This is a genomic window from Mycoplasmopsis cynos (assembly GCF_900660545.1).
Taxonomy (GTDB): Bacteria; Bacillota_I; Bacilli_A; order Mycoplasmatales; family Metamycoplasmataceae; genus Mycoplasmopsis; species Mycoplasmopsis cynos.
Genome location: NZ_LR214986.1, coordinates 700,460 through 721,369, shown reverse-complemented (window position 1 = coordinate 721,369; position 20,910 = coordinate 700,460). Strand labels below are relative to the sequence as shown.

The following is a 20,910-nucleotide window of genomic DNA, read 5'->3' as shown; positions in this document are numbered from 1 at the left end:
TTTCTTGCTATGCCTATCAACTATTTTTCAAACAAAAAAATGTCGTTTTAATGATAAAATATATTTATTATGTAAAAATATAAGAAATCTCTTATATTTAGCAAACTTTAGCGGAGGTACAAATGATTTTTAAAAAACGAAAAGCACGTAATATTCTACTAATTTTTGGTGTTGGTAGTGCATCAAGCATTCTAGCATCAACAATAGTTTATCGCTCAATTAATGATAATACCAATTCAAATAAGTTTAGTATTTTTAATTTAAGAAAACCTAATTTTATCTCAAAAAATAATCTTGATTTATCTAATTTAGATCCTTCTATTACGGATATTAATATTAAAGAATTAGAAAAGGTCAAACCACAAGAAAATCCAAAGCTTGAAACTAATCAAGATTCTATAGTTGTGAATCCGCTAGTTGAAAATATTGCTAAAGAACAAAAAGTTCCACCTAAGCAAAAAGAAGAAATTAAAAAGAAAGAAGAAAATACAAAAGCGCAAAACCAAGCCCTTTTTCAACCACAACCACCACAAAAACGTGAAAAATTAAATCGTGTTCATAAAAAATTAATCATCGATGGCGTTGAGGTTGATGCAATAGTTGAACCGCCGCGAGAAAGAATTTATAGTTCAAACGATATTATAAAAGGTATCACAAATAGAAAACCTTATCAAAACAATGCGGTCGGCGAAGTAATCTCGGTTGAAGTAACCGATAAATTAAGAAAAGCCCAAGTCGATAAAGTTAAAAAGATTGGTAGTGGAACAGGACTCTTTGATGACTTTAGATTACATTCATGAATTAAAGAACCTGAACTAGATCCAAACACAAAAGAAGGATTGGCTAAGTTAACAAAAGTTTTATTTATGACTGAAAATGATCGATATAACTATTCAAATCTAATTCATAGATTTTTAAGACTTCTCAATTCACCTAAAATTAAAGAATTTTTAAAAGAGCCTGCACAAAATCAATATGAGCAAAAAATTGCAGAATTTAAAAGTGATCTTGAGAATTTTCAAGCTGAATATGATAAGTTTGATAAAGAAACATATGCAGAAGCAGCTGAATTCCATAAACTTCCTAAAGATCAACAAACTGATCAAGCTTGACAACCAATTAAAGAAAAATTTAGAATGCTTGAAGAGAAAAAACATGAACTTGAGGGATATAAAGAACGTAAAAATGTTTGACTTATCTCTAATTTAGATCCATCTAAATTTGCGAAATTAGCACCACGTGTTGATCAAGATCTTGAAAAGGGTTACTCTTTAGATCCAAATAATTCATATATCAATGAAAATGGAGAAATTGACTCATATGCATTTTCGCCTGCTCCTGGATTCAATAATGTAACCGATAGACTTTCGCGGGACAATAAAGAGAGACGTGTATTTGATTTTAATACATGATATCCACTAAATGGACCAGATATCTTAAACGATAAATATCCAGGATGAACTAATACTGATGTTACAAGTCAATATAAAGATAAATTAGGTCTTCCGGATGCTGGTGTTAAACTAAAATCACTTAAAAAAGATGACGGTACAAAATCAGGTATTATTCTAGAAATTGATGCTTCATATAATAATGCATATGCTAAAGCAAAAGATATTATTGAAAAAGTTAAACAACAAAATATTGATATAACTGGTTACAAAATTGTAAATATGGGTAAACTAGGTCGTCAAAGCTTTAAAGAAATTCTTAAAGCCTTGCCAGACAAAATTAAACTTCTTAAGTTATTTTATGAAGGTTTTGATACATCTGACCTTATTGAACTTGAAAATAAAGAAATTGATGAGTTGGGTCTTTATACAACATCAAACAACATCTATGACGATATTTGAACCATAAATCCACTTGCATTAAGAAAAGTTGCATGAGTAAATACTAATGATTTTAATGCCCCAGGCGGTTATATTGGAGGCTATATACCACCTTCAGTAATCAAATTTGATGGACTAAGTTTTGATGAAGGTGATTATTCAGTTGATTCAAATGGTAATATTACTAGTCTTGAAAGAATTAATAATGGTTTAAGATTGGCTTATTGAACAAGAAATAACGAACCATTTTTCCAAGGCGGTTTTGGGCCAGGTCTTAAACCTGACCACAATGAAGCTGGAAATAGCTGACCATTAGGACTTGATTTATCAAGAACAAAACATATAAGATCGTTAAAGGGATTACAGTTTAATGATATTGAAGGTAAAAACGCCGGAACAAGAAAACTTAAACGACTTAAACTTTATTCAGAAGGTGAGTACTTTAATATTGATGTTGATGACTTGAATGATGGTCAATTTGACACAATTATGATTAGTGAAATGCCACAAATGCCTAAAACAAAAATATGGTTCTCAGATAAATCAACTAAAAAAGTTAAGATCACTTCAAGAAATAAACATCAACTTACAGCCTCAGGAAAATCTAACTTACAAGCATTATTCCGTTGAGCTGACCAATTAGATAAAGATGGATACAAAGTATATGTAGATAGCGATGAAACAAAACAATATATTCAAGGATCAGGATTTATCCCTGAACTTGCTTCAAATGATGTAAAGATCATTTAATAAGGAGATATTTATGAGAAAGAAAATATTGAATTTAGTATTTGGATGTAGTTCTCTTATCGCTTTAAGCTTGACAGCGTGCAGCCCGCAAAAAGAAGGACAAAATCAATCAGGTAGTTCAAAAACTCAAGCTTCAACACCTGAAGAAGCTAAGAATTTAATCAACGAAAAGCTTGAAAGTTTAAAAAACAAGGAGCAAAAAGAAGAAATTCAAAAACAACTTTCTGAATCTGGTGATGATATTACTAAGTTAAATAAGGTTTTAGAAAATGTTAATCTTCAACTTAATTTAAATAATGAAATTAATAATTTGCAATTTCAATATAGTGTTAAAGGGAATGAAGTTAGAGAAGGTAGCTTAGCTAATATTTATGCTGATGGAATTGACAGTCCAAATGATGTTTTTGTTCAAGTTAAAGGAAAAGATGAAGAAAATAAGTATCTTACAATTATCAAGGAAGTAAAACCAAACAAAGCTAAAGGTGAAGTCGAGATTAAATTTGATGTAGTTCGTAGAGGTTATGAGACAGTTAAAATTTCAGAAAAACATATAATTAAAGGTTTTAGAACCGGTGACGACCCACAAAGAATTTTTGACCAAGGAATTAATAAGTCAATTTCAAACCCAAGTGTTATTAAAGCATATATAGCAAAATCACAAGCTGAAAGATTTGCAAGTGATAATGAAGATTATATTAAAGCACTATCAAGACAACTAGCTACTAAACCGGACGAAGATGTTTCAGTAGAATCTTTAAGAAAAAGAGCAGGTGATTCAAAACTTAGAAAAGAAATAACCGATGATCAATACAAAAATTCAAAAGATAAATTTGATTCGCTTGTTAAAGAAAAACAGGCAAATCTAGACTCATTTGATAATTGACTTTTAAAAACTTTCTCAGTCCCTTTATATGATAAAGATGGAAAATTTCAAGGATTTAGCATTAATGAAGGTTCGCAATTTGGAATAGGTCCTTCATGAATTGACAGTGCCCAACGTAACAAATTTCAAATCAATGGTTATCCACGTACAATTCTTAATGAGCAATATTTACGACAAGCGTTACAAACATGACACATCGAATTTGCTAACCCTGCTAGAAATGAGTATATTGATGAAAATACTCGCAAAAGAGAAATTATTCCAAATACTTTTACTCCAACAGCTGGTACTGCTTGAATTATGGACTATGCATTAGATTCAACAGGAACATATCCAACTAAATGATATGTCGGTACAAATCTTCACGTTGCTCAAGCATTAACTAATGAAACAAATAGTTTTTCAATTGCTAGGTTGCAGAAAGATACTACACAAATAACAAATCCAAATCAATTAGCTTCAACTGGTTATGATTTTCGAATTGAAAAATTTAACTTTTTATTAGGTAAAACTAAAAAAGAAGAGTGACCAATTAAAATTGTTTATACAGCAACTGACTACTTAAGTAAGGATCCTAAAGATTACTTAGATGCATCACACCAAGATTTTTTGAAAGACAAGCAAGAATTTGCTGACTTTGCTATTTTAGAAATTGACTTTTCTAAAATAAAATCTGGAAATGATGATGCTGGAAATTACTACTTTAGTACATACGGCAACCCAGGTGCCCCTGAACAATTTGCTGCTAATTTAAGAAAAATTGAAGATGATTTAAGAAAAGCAAATGGAAATGAATCTTCATTAAAAATTGCTCAATCTAACATTGCTAAATTTATTACAAATGATTATGCAAATTTAAAAGGCGAACATGACAAAGTAGAATTTATTGCTCAAGACTACTTGCACAATTATGAAAAAATTGATAGACCGCTTGATAGTGAGAAAAAATATGATGGCGACTCATTATATGCAGTTGGTTGACCTCGTGCTGACCTTGACTACAAATGAGATCAATATGCTGATGAAAAAGAAATCAAAAACAAAAAACTCAACTACGAGCTTTGAATCAATAAAGATGGTCAAGTAAGTATTAAAAATAACAAAGATGGTAATTGATTATCATATGTTTTGGGTTATAGAACAATTAATGATAAACCTGGTATTGTAGATGCATTCATTTCAGCACCTAAAAACGGCGCTAAATTCCATGAATATGATGGAAAACAATGAGTTTCAGTAGGTTTAAACTATAGTCCAAAACACTATGCACCATTCGGCGGTTCATCCGGAACAAGTATTAGAAATCAAAATAATCAATTAGTAGCAGTATTTCACTCTGCAAACCAAAATGCAGGAGCTGGACTTGCAGTTGCATTTAGATCACAAGGTTATGACTACAAAGGCATATTCAAAGGTGATTCTAAAAACTATGAATTACCTCAATACGATTTAATTTATGGTGGTGGTAAAGACCAAAAAGAAGGAGCTTCATACCGTGAAGCGATGAAAAAACTTTATGAATCTCAAAATATTAAAACACATTTATTCCCTAATGGTTTTGCAGATGATGAAGTCCCAGAAAAATTTAAATTTAGTAGGTAATTTAAATAACTTTACAAGAAAAAAACAATAGAAAAAGAAAAATATTATAAATAATAATGATTTGTTTGATAGAAGCAAATTTATATTAATTATAGTTTTTAAATAAGTTCAAAATTAGTTTAAATGAACGAAAATTTCTATGTTTTTTTTTTTTTTTTTTCAAATAGCCAAAGATTTTTAAAAAGTAGAACTTTTCTTTAAATTCTTAAATTACTTTCAAAAAAAAAAAAAAAAAAAGAATTTTATTTATACTAGCCTGGAATTCAAGATGCTATAATATAGTGTTTTTAACTATAAAATAATAATTTTAGCGTTATGTTTGTTGATTATTTTTGGAGTAGAAAAAAACTATTTTAATGGTAAAATATATCTATTATGTAAGCGTATATAAGAATTCTCTTATTATTAAACTTTAGCGGGGGACAAATGATTTTTAAAAAACGAAAAGCACGTAATCTTCTACTAATTTTTGGTGTTGGTAGTGCATCAAGCATTCTAGCATCAACAATCGTTTATCACTAAATTAATGATAATACCAATTCAAATAGATTTAGTATTCTTAATTTAAGTAAACCTAATTTTATTTCAAAAAATAATCTTGATTTTTCTAATTTAGATCCTTCTATTACAGATATTAATATTAAAGAATTAGAAAAAGTCAAACCACAAGAAAAACCAAAGCCTGAAATTAATCAAGCTCCAATTGTATTACCCAAACAAGAAATTGAAAAAGAAATAAAAAAAGAACCTACACCTGCTCCTAAAGCTCCAGAAATAAAAAAAGAGGAACCAGCAGTTGTTAATCCACCTGTTGAAACTATCGCTGAAGAGCCAAAAGATAATTCTGCTATTGCTATTGTTGATTATGGAAATGTTAAGGTAAGAATTCACGTTACACCTGTACCGCCTAGAAAAGATAATCCTAATGACATTTTAAAACAAATTGCTAATCGTAAGCCATACATTAGTGAATTGGCACCTGATATTCAATATGTTGAAGTAACTGAAGAGTTAAAAGCTCAAAATCGGAAATTTGCGCAACAAGCATTAGGAAAAAGTATTTTAGATGGTGCATTTGAAGCGTTTAGAACTCCTCCTATTCACTGAAATGAAGAAAATTTTGCTAGATATTACGAAAGTTCACCATCTAATATATATTACTTTGATAAAATTCTAGAAAAATTTAAAAATTTACTAGATAATGGAGATAAAGTAGTTGAGTTTTTAACAGATGAAGGTAAAAAACTTTATCCAGAATTAAAGAAGATCAAAAATGAAAAGATTAAACGTTTAAGAATTATTTCATATATTGATATAACTAAATTTGTTTTAACTTCTGATAAACTTGAAGGAGAATTATCACAAGGGTATGTAATAAAACCAGATAATGATAATATTTATATTACAGAAGATGGTAAATTAGATTCATATTCAAGAACTCCTTTAATAAATGGTTCAGTTGAGCGTTTAATAAAAGATAATAGTGAACTTAGAACTTTTGATTATAACTCGTACTATGGTAGAACTGGAAAAAGTGTTGAAGAAGGTACTTATCCAGGTTGAACTAAAACAGATGTAACTAAGAATCCTGAATATGCCAAATACAAAATTGGTGATAATGATGGAATTAAATTTGAATTGATTAAAAGAGATGTTCCAGATCCTAAAAAAAGAAATCAAGGTATTATTCTTACTATTGATGCTGAAAATGAAGCAGGTTATGCAAAAACGTTAGAATTAATTAATCAATTAAAGGCAGATAAAAAAGAAATTACTAGTTATCGTATTATTAACATCGGAAGAAATAATGCCAATCAATCATTTATAAATATTTTTAAAGCGCTACCTGATAAAATCCCACAACTAGAACTATTTTTTGAAACACATAACACAACTTCATTAATTGCTCTTGAAGATAAAGAAATTGATGAATTGTCTTTATATACAACTGGTAACTCTAATGCAGGTGGATGGTCAATTAATCCTTGAGCATTAAAGAAAACTGCTTGAGTAAATATGATCGATTATAATGTTAGTTTTGATTATAAACCTGGATTAAGAGTAGCTACTCGTCTAGGATTTGATGATATTGCATTTGAAGATTCTGATTTTGATGGAAAAGATTTTTCAAGAATTAACAATGGCCTAAGAATGGTATATTGGGTTAGAAATAATGAACGTGTTTTTCAAGGCGGTTTAGGTGCTGGATTAAAACCAGATAGAAATGAAGGAGAGAATAGTTATCCAGTTGGGCTTGATTTAAGTAGAGTTACAAAAATAAAATCATTAAGAAACCTTATTTTTAGTGATATTGAAAAACCAAGTAATAAACCGAGAAAACTTGTAAGACTTGTTTTATATAACGATTCTGAAACTTTTGAAATTGATGCTGATGAATTAAATAATGCTAATTTTGGTGTAATTGATACAGGTCCATTTTCAAGAAGTAAAATTAGTTTTAGAAATGGTAATCAAACCAGAAAAATTAAAATTACTTCAAAAAATGGTGTTACTAAATTAAATTCAAGTGGACTTGATAATTTGCAAAAATTAATCACATTAGCAAGAGATAATTTTGGACCTGAAACAGAGTTTAAGGTTCCAAATACTGATAAAGAATTATTTGAGCAATTAGAGAAGTTAGGCAAAAAAGTTATACAAGTTGATCCTAATGAAAAAGCAGAATTCGAATTCTCATAAGAAGGTATAAAATGAAAAAAATGTTAAATAGAAAAACAAAATTAGCATTAATTTTGGTTAGTACATCTGTTGCTTGTTCAGCTTTATCAAGTGGTATTATTTATAATTCCATACCAAATACCACCTTTTCTGATAAATTTTCTATTACAAGTAATTTTAAAAAAGAACTTATTTCTAAAAATAACCTTAATCTAAAAGATCTAAACCCTAGTGGTGCAGATGTAAATATTAAAGAGATAATTATAGATAAACCACTTCCTAAACCAGAACCAAAACCTAATCCAGTTCCTGTACCAGAAATTAAACCAGAACTAAAACCAAAACCTAAACCTGAACCAACTCCAGAAGTGAAAGAGGCTCCGAAAACTTCACCAATTCCAAATCCAACACCACAGCCTACACCAACCCCGGCTCCAAAACCTATTCCTAAGCCTCAATTGCCAAAATCAACAAAACAAAAGATTACTTTTGAAAACTTTTCGTCATTTACTGCTGATGTAACAATACCCCCAGATAGAATTGATTCAAGAGACGATATCGAAAAAGGAATAACAAATCCCGATGGATATAAAGCAGAAATTGTACCAGATGTTAATTCAGTTGAAGTGACAGAAGAACATAGAAATACAACTAGAAAAAATGCTAGAGGTTCATTAAATAAATATATTGGTATACCATTTCTTAAAGATAATTATACCGATGATGATTATGCAAGATTATTAAATGATGGTCCTAATCGTGATGCGTTAATTAATATTATTTGAAAATTCCGTGATTTATTATTAAATGGTGATAAAGTATATGATTTTTTAACAGATCAGGGTAAATCAAAATATCAAGACATTAAAAAAATACAAAATCAAGATGTTAGATTTTTGAGATTAATAACATATATTGATGTATCTAAGTTTAATAAATTAAGTGATAATGCTGAAAATAATCTTTCTAAAGGTTTATTAATTTCAAAAGATGAAAGTAATGTATACATTAATGCTAATGGTGAAATAGATTCAAGAGCATATTCGCCAATTAGTAATAAAGTAACAAGTAGATTACAAAGAGATAATAAACTTAAAAGAGTTTTTGGGTATGATTCATATTTTAAGAGAAATCCCGATGATGTAGCTAACGGTTCATACCCAGGATGAACAAAAACTGATGTTACTAGTAGTGCTGAATATTCAAAATATAATGTATCTCATTCTGATGGAATATCAATAATTAAATTAACAAGAGATAAAAAAGATGATAAATTAAGAAACGAAGGTATTGTTGTTGAAATAGATACGGCAAATCCTTCAGGATATTCTAAAACTTTAAAACTAATTCAAGAATTAAAAAATGATGGTAAAGAAATTACAAGTTATAGAATTAAAAATATTGGCAAGAATGACGCAAATCAAAGATTCCGTGAAATTTTTGATGCTTTACCAGATGTATTACCACAACTTGAATTATTCTTTGTTTCACAAAACACCAGTGCATTAGCTGCATTAGAAAATAAGAAAATAAAAGAACTTTCATTATACACTTCTGAGAATTCGCTTGCTGAAGGTTGATCATTATATCCATTTGCTTTAAGAAATACTTCATGAGTAAATACAATTGATTATAATGTCTCAAGAGAATATGGATATGGCGTTAAGGTCTTTACAAGAATTACATTTGATAGCTTATCATTTGAAGATTCTGATTATGATGGAACTAGTTATAATAGAATTAATGATGGTTTAAGAATGGCATATTGAACCAGAAATAACGAACCAATTTTCCAAGGTGGATTTGGTGCTGGTTTACACCCTGATTCTAATGAAGGTGGAAATAGTTATCCACTTGGACTTGATTTAAGCAGAGTAACAAGAAAGAAAACTTTACGCGGATTGATATTTTATGATATAAATAAACCATCAAATACACCAAGAAAACTTAAGCGTATTGTTTTATATAATAATTCAGAAAATTGAAATGTTGATACAGATGAATTAAACCACGCACAATTTGATGTTTTATCGACTCAACAACCACAAATGCCTAGATCTAAAATTATTTTTAGTAATGGTAAAGAAACAAAGAAAATTCGTATTGCCCCAACAAAAGAAGTATCAACTTTAACTTCAGATGGACTTAATAATTTAAATATTTTACTTAATTATAGCGATGGAACATTTTCTAATTCAACTATTATTGAAGTTCCAAAAGGTGCAACTGATTTATATAATACTTTAAAAGGTACTGGTAGAAATGTTCAATATTTCGATCCAAATCAACCAGATTTTGATTTTAGTTAATATTATGAAAGGTGAATATGAAAATTAAAAAGATAAAAAATATTTTACTCGGTATAAGTCCTATCTTTCCTATTTTATTAGTTACATCATGTGAAACAAGTAAGGATGATAAACAAAACCCTCAGGAAAAATCGCCGAAGGATACTGAACAAAGTGAAACACCTAATGATGCTACAATTGTGCAAATTTATAATGATGCAAAACAATTAACATTTAATTTTACTGAATATGATCATCTTCATAAAAAAGCAAGTGATATCTTTTTTACAAGTTTAGAAGCAGAATCAATTAAATTTAATGTAACTGGTGATAAAGCTTCATTATATGAATATAGAATTCTTAGTTTAGCACCAGATAAAGATGAAAAAGGCCAAATAATTTCAAATAGAACTGGAAAGGGTAAAATTTCATTTGAAATAAAATCAAAGTTAAATCCTGAGAAGTCAATCATTCATACCATTGAAGTTAGTGGTTTTAAAAATAATCCTCAAAATATTGGTGCTGATGGTATTTTGCCGCCAAGTGAATTCGTTTTGCCTAAATCTTATGCAGCTCAATATGCAACAGATTTTAACCAAATAAAAAGATTTGAAAAAGATAATGAAGATTATATTAAAACTTTAAAAAGACAACCAGGATTAGATGACGCTAAATTTAGAAGCGATTTAGGTTCAGTAACACAAGAACAAAAAAATAAGTTTAATGAATTAGCTAAAAGTGTTAATCAAGATTCATATGATAATTTAAAATTAAAAGGATTTACTTTACCAGTTTATGATTCAAACGGATCGGTTAAGGGCTTGCATTTATATGATGCACCTGAACTTGGTAAAGGTCCAAGTTGAGTTGATGTTGTTAATAGAAATCCATATGATTCAAAAGGAATTCCAAGAGTTTTAATTAATGAACATTATAGAGATATAGCTTTACAAACAATAAGAATTGCCTTTAATAATCCTGATGAAGAAAAAACTAAAGAATTGGGAAAACCAACAGGTAGATTGACATCAGGTACAGCTTGAATTTTGGATTATGTAAAACCAGAAAGTGGAAAATATCCAACTAAATGATATTATGGCACAAACCTTCACGTAGCTGATGCCCTTACAAGCAAAACAACTGATTGGGGTATAGAAGTTCTATCTAAAAAAATTAATATACTAACTAAATTAAAAGTTAATCAGCTTGATGATCGTTATATCCATAAAGGTTTTCAAGGAAAAAATGGAATAAAGAAAATTTTTACTGGTGATAATTATTTAAAAACAAAACCATCTGATTTTCTAGCTGATGAACAAAAAACAAAGTATGCAGATAATGAAGAGTTTATTGATTTTGCAGTTTTAGAAATTGATTTTAAAGATTTAGGGCTTTCAGAGGCTGAAATTAAAGAAGTTACTAATGATTATGCTAATTTAGATCAAAGCAAGAAGGTTAAATTTATTAGTAATTCATACTTAAAAGATTATTCAAAAATAGATTTCCCTTTATCAAGGAAAAAACTTGATAATGAATATAAAGGTGATAGTTTATATATTTTAGGTTATCCGACAGCCGCTGGTGATTACTTTTTAAAACCTTATGAAGAAGATGATCAAAAAAAAGTTGCAAAATACACATATAGTTTATGAACAAATGCCGAAACTAAATTCTATGGCGATATTTTACGTGATGAAAATACTGGAAAATCTAAATATACTGATAAAGAATTAAAAAGAGGGAATTTCTTATCATATGAAATTGGATATCGTTCATTTATTGATAAACCCGGTGTAACTGATACTTTTTTAGCTACACATAGAGTTGGACCAAATCTTCATACATCAGAAACAGCACCAAATGGATTAATTAATTTTGGTTTAGAATATATGCCAAGACATTATGTTCCTGCTGGTGGATCTTCTGGATCATCAGTTAGAAATCAAAATTATGAATTAGTAGGTATTTTCCATGCAGCAAATAGTAGTGCTAATGCTGGTTTAGCCGCTGCATTTAGATCAGAAGGATATGATTATAAAGGTTTATATGGATCTTATAATTTACCTCAATATGATTTAATTTATGGTGGAGGAAGAGACCAATCTAAATCATACCGTGAGGAAATGAAAAAACTTTATGAATCTAAAAATGTTAAAACAGAATTATTTCCTGATGGTTTTGCAGATGACAAAGTTCCAGAAAAATTTAAATTTAATTCAACAATATCATCAACTTCACAAGAAAAAACAATAGAGAAAGGAAAATCATAATGAATAATAATGATTTGTTTGATAGAAGACGGATTTACATTAATTATAGTTCTCAAATAAGTTCAAAATCAGGTAATGAATGAATTTTTATTTATAAACTTATTTTAATATTATTTTTTGCTATTGGTTCATTAGTATTATTTATTAAACTTGGTGATTCATTATTTCCAGAAAAAGTTTTAGTCTTCCTTGGTGGAAAACCATTTCAGAACTTTATATCATTTGTAACCGTAAATCAGCAACAAATAAATGCTACTTTATTAATTAGGTTTAGTATTTTATATTTCGTTTTTTTGTTTGCTACATTCAAGAATTTTAGTAATATTAATGAACAAAAGGAAAGGATAAAACAATATATAGTATTTTATATTTTATATTTATCATTATCTATTATTGCTTTTGTTTTATTCTTTGCTTTTATTGGAAAAAATATTCCTATAAAAATCAAAGAAGGAAATGTTGAAAAAATTGTAATGGTTTTTGTTCAACATAAATATATTAATCTAGTATATTTATTAATTCCTATAACATTAGTTAATATCTCATTTGAGATTTACAAGTTCATTTTAAAAAGAAAATCAGATCCTATTATTTATAAATCATTATTGCCAATTATTATTCAAACATTTTCACAATTAATGTTGCTTGGATTTGTGTTATTTAATGTTTTATTATGAGATAGTTATTCAAAAAATGGATCTTTATTTGATGGTGAAAATCAAAAATATTGAAATTTTGTTGAGCGTCTTTTTAATGAAAAGAATTCAAAGAATTTATTAATTATTGTTTCAATATTTACTTTTATTATTTTTATGATAATCGGATCTAATGCTATGAAACTTCATAAAATATCAGAAAAAAACATTTATCAAGTGCAAGAAAAAGATAGATATATTTTGGGAATTATTTTTATTGTAGTAGCTATTATTTGGCTAGGAACATTATTAGGTGGAGAAACAGTAAAATATGCTATTTTTGGTAAAGAAACTAAATATGATTTAATTCATGGATTAGTTATTATAATTGCATCTATTACAACTTTTCTTTATTTTGCTTTTTCCTTTATTAGCAAAACAAATACTAAAAACCCAATTGCATTAAGTGTTAGGTTTGCAATTGCTCAATTGTTAATTTGAGTTCCACTGGTTTATTCTGTTATTACATATGATAATTCAAATATTAACTTAATAAACTTATTTATTTTAACTTCTTTATCATCTGCTACATTTATTCATTATTTAATTAAAAATAAATCATTTTCAAATTTAACTACCTTTTTTATCATCGTATTATTCATTGTTAAAATTTCTTTATTATTGATTTTTGGACTAAACCACATTTTACTTACTCAAGAAAATCATGTTTTAGTTTCAGTGCCAACTCCAATTTCAATTGTTAAAATAATTAGCATTTCATATGTTTCAGTCTTAATATTCTTTGTTGTATGTTTAGTAATACATTTACAATCAGCAATAGGAGTAAAAATATTTAAAAAGAAGAAAGTAATTAATTAGGAGAAAATTATGCCATTAAAATGAATTTCAAAACAAAAAATTCAAGAACAAGAAGCGACCTTTAATTTATATAAAAAGTATGAGTCGATACGTTCTAAAAACGAAAATAATATTTTATCATTTGATACATTAATTAGTAGACCACTATTACATAATAATGTTGGGTTTTCTTCTAATGAATACATAAATATTAAAAATATGATAAATGAAGCTGTAAATAAAAAATATGATTTGATTTTTGATGAATTCACAATTACATTTAATTTAAATCTTAAATATAGTACTTCAGTAATGATTCCGATGGTTACTAATCATAGTGGTGAGATGTCAGATAATTTTGCGGCTAATTTAACTTCTTCCGATGATTATTTAACCCATAAAATATTGCGTGATTTTAATAATGAAATTACCAACTTCTTAGGTAGAGGTTACTATTTAGAAATCATTCCAAATACTATTTTGTTTTATCACAACCAAGAATTAAAGTTATTTTTCTCTAAAGAACTAAGTGTAAAAATCCAATAATGCATATTAAAGATCTAATACAAAAAAAGCGTAATTTAGAAAACATTCATGTTAAGGTTAATAATGATAAAAATATTTTGTTAATTAACATTTTAAACCTAACAAGAAAATTATCATTTTATGTTGATAATGCTTTATTAAATTCTAAATTACTAGACGGATTAAAAGAGAAATATAACATTAAAAACAATTTTATTCAATCTAATAAATTTACTCAACTAAAACATAAGATTAAAAAACCAAGAGAACTTTATATATATTTAACTGAAGAACAAAAATATGGAACAGATTCATATTCTAGATATGAAAATGAAATTCTTAAAAGATCTAAGGATTCATCAATTGACTTTATTAGTATCGGTGAGAGATCTAAGAATTTTATAGAATCAAATAAATTGAATTTACTTAGATATTTTGACAATTCATCATATCCGAATTTAACTAAAATTTTAACAAAGACAATCAAAATTTTATTTGTTGAAAACAACTATTCAAAAGTTAACTTTGTTATTAATTCAAGTAAAAACTACAAAGATCCATTTACTATATTACCGCTTGAAAACTTTGATGTTGATAAGCTTTTGCAGCTTAAAGAAAAAACAGAATGAAATAATTCTTTAAAAGATTATAAGATATATCCAAATATCGAAAATTTTATTGAAGCACAAATCTTTGTTTATTTAGAAAATGTTATTAATTCTTTAATAGTTGAATCATCATTTTACAATGCAAAAAATAATCTTGTTACAATTGATAAAAAAATTAAACAAATTGATGAAGAGTTATTAATTGTTACTAAAAGAGTTAATAGAGCAAAACAAGAAAAGCAAATCGAAGAAATTATTCTCCTTACTCAGAAAAAGAAAACAATTTTTGATGAAGGAGGTAATTAATGCTCTTTAAAAACATTAACATTACCTATTTAAATGGGAAAAATATACAGTTTAATGATTATGAAATTTTTATTAATCATAACGATGAAGACAATTGAGTTGAATTAGATAAAAATTCAGTTGGTTCATATTCAAAGGTATTACTTAGATTCAGAAATAAAAAATTAAATAATGAATTTTATACATTTTTAGAAAGTGTTAGTTTTATTGCTGATATGGAAAATATCGATATTAAAACATTCTCATCTCAAAATTTTTATAAAAAAGCTAAAAAAACTAAAAATCAAAGAGGTGAATTAGCTGAATTAAAAAAGAAAATGCGTGAGATTTCGTCTAATCAACATTTTGGTTGAATAATCGATGAAGTGATAGAAATGGATGAATTAGAAAATTCATATTTTATTTGTTTAATGAAAAATCTTTTAAATATTGAGGAGGTTGAAAATTATGAGTAAAAAGTTTAAAAAGATTTTTAAGACACTTTCGCTTGCCTCAACTTTAATGCTTCCTATCACCGTTCTTTCTGCCGAAACTGATCAAAAGAGCACACCATCTAATGGTGGAGATAATTCGCCAAAACAAGGCGCTGAGAAAAAAGAAGAACCAAAAAAAGAACCGAAAAATGATCCAGAATTTGATTCTTTTAAAGATAAAGCAACAAATAAAACAAAAGAAGGTATTAAAAAAGCTTTAGAAAGATTTGAAGCATTTGCTAAAGAAGAGATTGCTAAAACAGAAAAACTTGAAAAAGATTTTAAAAAACGTTTCAGTAAAACAACATACTTGAAAATCCTTGCTTCATTTGTTAAAAATAATAAAGAAAAAATTATTAATAATCCAAATGAAAATGGTTTTGCTTTAATTTTTCCATATGTAATAGGAACTAATAGAAAAATAAATATCCAAGATATTGAATATAATAATCAAAAATATACAAGTGTTTGAACAGGATTAACAGATCCTACTGATTACAAAAAAGCCTTAGAGAAAGATGGAAAATTTAAAATCATTAAAGAAAACCAAATCAACGATTTTGATAAAGCAAGGTTTGATAATGCTATAGAACAATATCAAAAAGCCTTAAACGAGAAAATTGACGGTTTAATTTATAATGAAAAAGATGTTTTAGAAATTGAAAAAGATTTTAATTTAGATTTTGAATCTTCTAATGAAAAAAATGGATACACTATAAAACCTCCAAAAAATTATAAGACTTGAGATGAATATATTAAAGCTAAAATTAAACCACGTGTGATTGATTTTGACCTTAATTTAAACATTAAATTAACTCAAGAGGATAAAAAGGAAGAAAAACCTCAAAAAAATCCAGAAATACCACCATCAGATAAGTCACCAGATCTTTTAGATCAGAAAAAAGATCCAGCAGCAAATCCTGAGGTATTCCAAGGGATTCCGGCTTTAAGTCCTGAGGTAAGATATAATTTAATTACTAAAGACAACAAAGAAATAATGAATTTGTACAATAGTAATAAGACAAATATATTAGCAGGAAAAGAAGATCCGATTTTCTTTTTTAGAAATCCAATTAATACTAGATATGCATATACAGTTATCGCACTTACAGAAGAAGGTTCTAATTTATTAGCAACCGTTGAATTAAAAGATGTAATTAATCCAAATGCTAAAAGATCGTTTCTTATTAAAGTTGAAAAAAGTAATGATGCAAGAGTTGCATTATTAACTGAGCAATTGTTTAAATCAATTCAAGAAGTTTTTTATGAATTATATAAAGCTGTTGGACTTGATGAAAAACTTGATTATGACAAATTATTAAGCGGAGCAGTTTCCAATGCTTTATTCCACATTGTTGATAGCGGGGTTAAATTAATTAATAATGAAAAAATTAATCAAGAGTTTAATAAGGCTATTGAAGTATATAAAACAGATTTAAAAATAAGTGAAGACTTTTCATATAGTAATAACTATATAAACGGGTTTAAAAATAATATTAGAGAATTAATTCTTACAGCTTTAAAAACTTCAAGAATTAATAATTTACCATTTTATTATTCATTAGTTCAGAGTTTTAATAATAAAAAATTCGGAATTTCTGAAAGAATTAAAGGAAGAATTAAACCAAATGCTAATTTAACATCTAATAAACCTGGTGAATCAAAATATGAGAAAGAATTAATTGCTAAGAATATAGATTTAAATGAATTAAATACTTTTTATCAAAATCTTGAAACAAAGATTTATAAATTAAGAAAAACAACTGACTTATTAACTTTTAATGTTTCAAATTGATATAAGGTTTTTATTAGTAATTTAAGTGTAGTTTCTAAGGAATTATTATTGTTACAAGATGTAATTGGTGATAGAGCAGTAGTTCAACCGCCTAAACAAAATGCTCAAAATAAAAATCAACAAAATACTACAGAAGATACATCAACTGTAAATGCAAAATATAAAGAATTAGTGAATATCAATAATGAAGCTAGAAAACAAAATAATTTAATTAATAGAAATATTGGTATAGGACTAACAACTGTTGGATTTTTAGGTTCAATAGTGAATGCAATTTCGTTAGTTAGAATAATTTCTCAAAGAAAACCAAAACAATATAAAAGACTTTCAATATTATTATTAATTGCCTTTGACATATTATTAATTATTGGATTAGTTTTACTAATTTTAGGAATGAAAGGAATATAACATGAAAAAAAATCCAAAGATTACATCAATATTTGATTATATTGTTGAAGTTTCAGGAGAATATCCTTACAAACAAAAACAATTTTATCATTTAGAAAATAATGAAGATGTTAAATTAATGCTAATTAGCGCAACTCATGATAAAGCATTTTTAATTGCAAACACCAAAGAAAATCAATTACAAATTGGTAGTGAAATAATTTTAGAAAATGATGATGCAAGAGTAGACACACCTAATGAGTTATTTGGAAATGTAATTGATATTTTCGGTAATATTATTTTACCTTACCCAGAAAAAACCCAATTAAGTCTTAATGCATCTGGTAGAAAAGTATTTGAATTGGCGCATGATTTAATGTCAGTTAAAACTTTAAATGAGCAATTATTTACTGGTATTGCTTCAGTTGATTTATTGATACCAATCGGAAAAGGACAACGTGAATTAATTATCGGTGATCGTCAAACTGGAAAAACACATATTGCATTAAATACCATTATTAATCAAGCAAAAGAAGGTATTAAATGTATTTATGTTGCAATTGGACAAAAACGTGAAGCTATTTCAAAAATTTATAATACTTTAAAAGAATATAATGCTATTGAAAACACAATTATAATTGATGCTCCATCAACAAGTGCATTTGAACAATATTTAGCCCCATATATCGGAATGGCACATGCTGAAAATATTTCTTATAATGATGATGTGTTAATTGTTTTTGATGATTTAACTAAACATTCAAACATTATTCGTGAAATTGCGCTTTTAACAGATAGACCAGTAGGTAAAGAAGCTATGCCTGGGAATACATTCTTCTCACATTCACAACTCTTAGAACGTTCTGGTTCATTTATTGATAGAAAAACAATTACTGCACTTCCTATTTTACAAACTGTTGATGGTGACATTACTTCATTAATAGCTTCAAATATTATTTCTATTACTGATGGACAAATTGTTACAAGTTCAGATTTATTTTCGCACGGAATTTTACCAGCTATTAACATTAACTTATCAGTTTCTCGTACAGGATCAAGTGTTCAAAGTAGATCAGTAACCAAAGTAGCCGCAGAAATAGGAAAAATATTTAGAAAATACAAACGTCATTTAAAACTTGCTACCTTAGATTATGACTTTAATAAGGAAACAACAGCTTTATTACATAAAGGAAAAATGATTGAAAAATTATTTAATCAAAAAGGATTTGCAATTTATTCTAAACAAACAGTTTTATTAACATCAAAACTTATTTCATGAGGTTTATTTAAAGGAATAAAAAATCAAGAAAAAGCTTTACAATTTCTTGATGAAATCATTAGTATTCATCCTGATGCTAAGGTTGCTTTTGAAAAGCTTACTAGTGATGAAGAAAATTATGATGATGCAATATTAAAATCATTTTTCGCTTCTGCATTAAAACAATATTCTGATTATGTTGGATTAGATTGAAAAATAGAAGTAGAGCATGAATTTACAGACCTTGATCAAGAATATATGAATGATATAGCAACTAAGTTAGGAGATAAATAATGAACGGTAAAATAATTAATTTATGATCTGATGTTATAGAAATTGAATTTCCCAAAGAAAATCTTCCTAAAGTTAATTATTTATTAACTTTACATAATGGTAAAACATATCTTTTAGTTAAAAGAATTTTAAATGATACTACAGTTAGGGCAATTATTATTTACAATGAACAAGAAATTGCGATTGACGATGATGTTGTTAACTTAGGTCGTAGTTTTATGGTTCCAGTTGGTCATGAATCATTAAATAATATCTATTCATTTAAAGGTGAAGCTTTGTTACCTGAAAATGCTTATTATGAGCCTACTAAGGTTGAAATGAATAGCACAATTAACCCAGAAAGATTTCTTTCAAAAAATGTAGAATTTATTGAAACAGGAATTAAAGCCATTGACTTTTTTATCCCAATTATTAAAGGATATAAATTAGGTATCTTTGGTGGTGCTGGAGTTGGAAAAACTGTTTTAATGAAAGAAATGATTTTCAATATTAATAAAAGAAGTGAAAATACTGCTAACATTTTTATTGGTTCAGGTGAGCGTTCAAGAGAAGCGATTGAATTATATAATGAGTTAAATTCATCTAATTTGATGGATAAATCAGTAATGTATATTTCAAAAATGAATGAATCTCCTGGTGCACGTATGTCAATTGTCCCTATTGGTGTAACTGCAGCTGAATATCTTAGAGATAATGAACACCAAGACGTTTTATTATTTATTGACAATATTTATCGTTTTTTACAGGCAGAAAATGAAACAAGTGCAACCTTAGGAAAAAGACCTTCAATTGGTGGATATCAATCAACTTTAGAAAGTGATGTTGCAAGTATAGAAGATCGTTTATATAAAAATGATAATGGATCAATTACATCATTCCAAACAATGTTTTTACCAATGGATGATTTAGCTGATCCATCCGCTGTTGCTGTATTTAATCATCTTGATGGAAGTATGGTTCTTTCAAGAGCACAATCAGCTAAAAACATTTTTCCTGCTTTTGATCCGCTTGAATCTCAATCAAACTCAGTAAGCGAGGAATTATTAGGAAAAAGACATTTTGATGCAATTATCGAAACAAAGAGAATTTTAAAAGCATATAAAGATCTTGAAGATGTTATTTTAATTCTTGGTTTTGATGAACTTGATGAAGAAAGTAAAAATACAGTTAAAAAAGCTTTACAACTTGAAAACTTTTTTACTCAAAATTTCTTTATGACAGAACACTTTACTAAATCTCCTGGGGTATTTGTACCGTTACAAGATACAATCGAAAGTGTTATTAGAATTCTTGAAGGTAAGTACTTAAAACAAAGTCCAGAAATCTTCCAATACATTGGATCGAATTTAGATATTCCAACAGATGAAGAATTAGAAGAAATGTCAAAAATAAAGGAATAAAATCATTAATTTTAGTCCTAAGACATTTTATAATTTACTATGTATAGTATTTAAATGCTACAATAAA

12 protein-coding genes are annotated in these 20,910 nt (G+C 27.3%); all 12 read left to right on the top strand.

The window, feature by feature from the left end:
- Positions 1 to 122 precede the first annotated feature (122 nt).
- The 12 genes from EXC48_RS03355 to EXC48_RS03295 all read left to right on the top strand — a co-directional run bounded on the left by EXC48_RS03355 (position 123) and on the right by EXC48_RS03295 (position 20,843).
- Complete coding sequence (locus tag EXC48_RS03355; protein ID WP_129720779.1) at positions 123 to 2,582, top strand: putative immunoglobulin-blocking virulence protein; 2,460 nt, start codon at positions 123 to 125, stop codon at positions 2,580 to 2,582.
- Positions 2,583 to 2,595: 13 nt separating this feature from the next.
- Complete coding sequence (gene mip, locus EXC48_RS03350) at positions 2,596 to 5,067, top strand: Ig-specific serine endopeptidase MIP (RefSeq protein WP_129720777.1); 2,472 nt, start codon at positions 2,596 to 2,598, stop codon at positions 5,065 to 5,067.
- A gap of 522 nt (positions 5,068 to 5,589) precedes the next feature.
- Positions 5,590 to 7,767, top strand: a complete 2,178-nt coding sequence (locus EXC48_RS03340) for a putative immunoglobulin-blocking virulence protein (RefSeq protein WP_220100392.1) — start codon at positions 5,590 to 5,592, stop codon at positions 7,765 to 7,767.
- Between the two features lie 11 nt (positions 7,768 to 7,778).
- The gene (locus tag EXC48_RS03335; protein WP_129720772.1) at positions 7,779 to 10,055 is read left to right on the top strand and encodes a putative immunoglobulin-blocking virulence protein; all 2,277 of its coding nucleotides are present in this window, start codon (positions 7,779 to 7,781) and stop codon (positions 10,053 to 10,055) included.
- Between the two features lie 17 nt (positions 10,056 to 10,072).
- Entirely contained in the window at positions 10,073 to 12,304 is a 2,232-nt protein-coding gene (gene mip / locus EXC48_RS03330) for an Ig-specific serine endopeptidase MIP (RefSeq protein WP_129720770.1), read from the top strand.
- On the top strand, positions 12,304 to 13,818 hold the full coding sequence (locus tag EXC48_RS03325) for an MSC_0624 family F1-like ATPase-associated membrane protein (RefSeq protein ID WP_129720768.1): 1,515 nt from the start codon (positions 12,304 to 12,306) through the stop codon (positions 13,816 to 13,818). Before mip (EXC48_RS03330) ends, EXC48_RS03325 begins: the two co-directional genes overlap by 1 nt.
- Before the next feature lie 9 nt (positions 13,819 to 13,827).
- A complete protein-coding gene (locus EXC48_RS03320) occupies positions 13,828 to 14,343 on the top strand; it encodes a DUF2714 domain-containing protein (RefSeq protein ID WP_015287487.1) in 516 nt (171 codons plus the stop codon).
- Positions 14,343 to 15,236 (top strand): MSC_0622 family F1-like ATPase gamma subunit, encoded by an 894-nt coding sequence (locus tag EXC48_RS03315; protein ID WP_129720766.1) that lies wholly within the window; start codon positions 14,343 to 14,345, stop codon positions 15,234 to 15,236. The genes EXC48_RS03320 and EXC48_RS03315 overlap by 1 nt, the downstream gene beginning before the upstream one ends.
- A complete protein-coding gene (locus EXC48_RS03310; protein ID WP_129720764.1) occupies positions 15,236 to 15,691 on the top strand; it encodes an MSC_0621 family F1-like ATPase epsilon subunit in 456 nt (151 codons plus the stop codon). The genes EXC48_RS03315 and EXC48_RS03310 overlap by 1 nt, the downstream gene beginning before the upstream one ends.
- On the top strand, positions 15,684 to 17,912 hold the full coding sequence (locus EXC48_RS03305; RefSeq protein ID WP_129720762.1) for an MSC_0620 family F1-like ATPase-associated subunit: 2,229 nt from the start codon (positions 15,684 to 15,686) through the stop codon (positions 17,910 to 17,912). Before EXC48_RS03310 ends, EXC48_RS03305 begins: the two co-directional genes overlap by 8 nt.
- Position 17,913: 1 nt before the next feature.
- The gene (locus tag EXC48_RS03300) at positions 17,914 to 19,443 is read left to right on the top strand and encodes an MSC_0619 family F1-like ATPase alpha subunit (protein ID WP_129720760.1); all 1,530 of its coding nucleotides are present in this window, start codon (positions 17,914 to 17,916) and stop codon (positions 19,441 to 19,443) included.
- On the top strand, positions 19,443 to 20,843 hold the full coding sequence (locus EXC48_RS03295; protein ID WP_129720759.1) for an MSC_0618 family F1-like ATPase beta subunit: 1,401 nt from the start codon (positions 19,443 to 19,445) through the stop codon (positions 20,841 to 20,843). Before EXC48_RS03300 ends, EXC48_RS03295 begins: the two co-directional genes overlap by 1 nt.
- Positions 20,844 to 20,910: the final 67 nt, after the last annotated feature.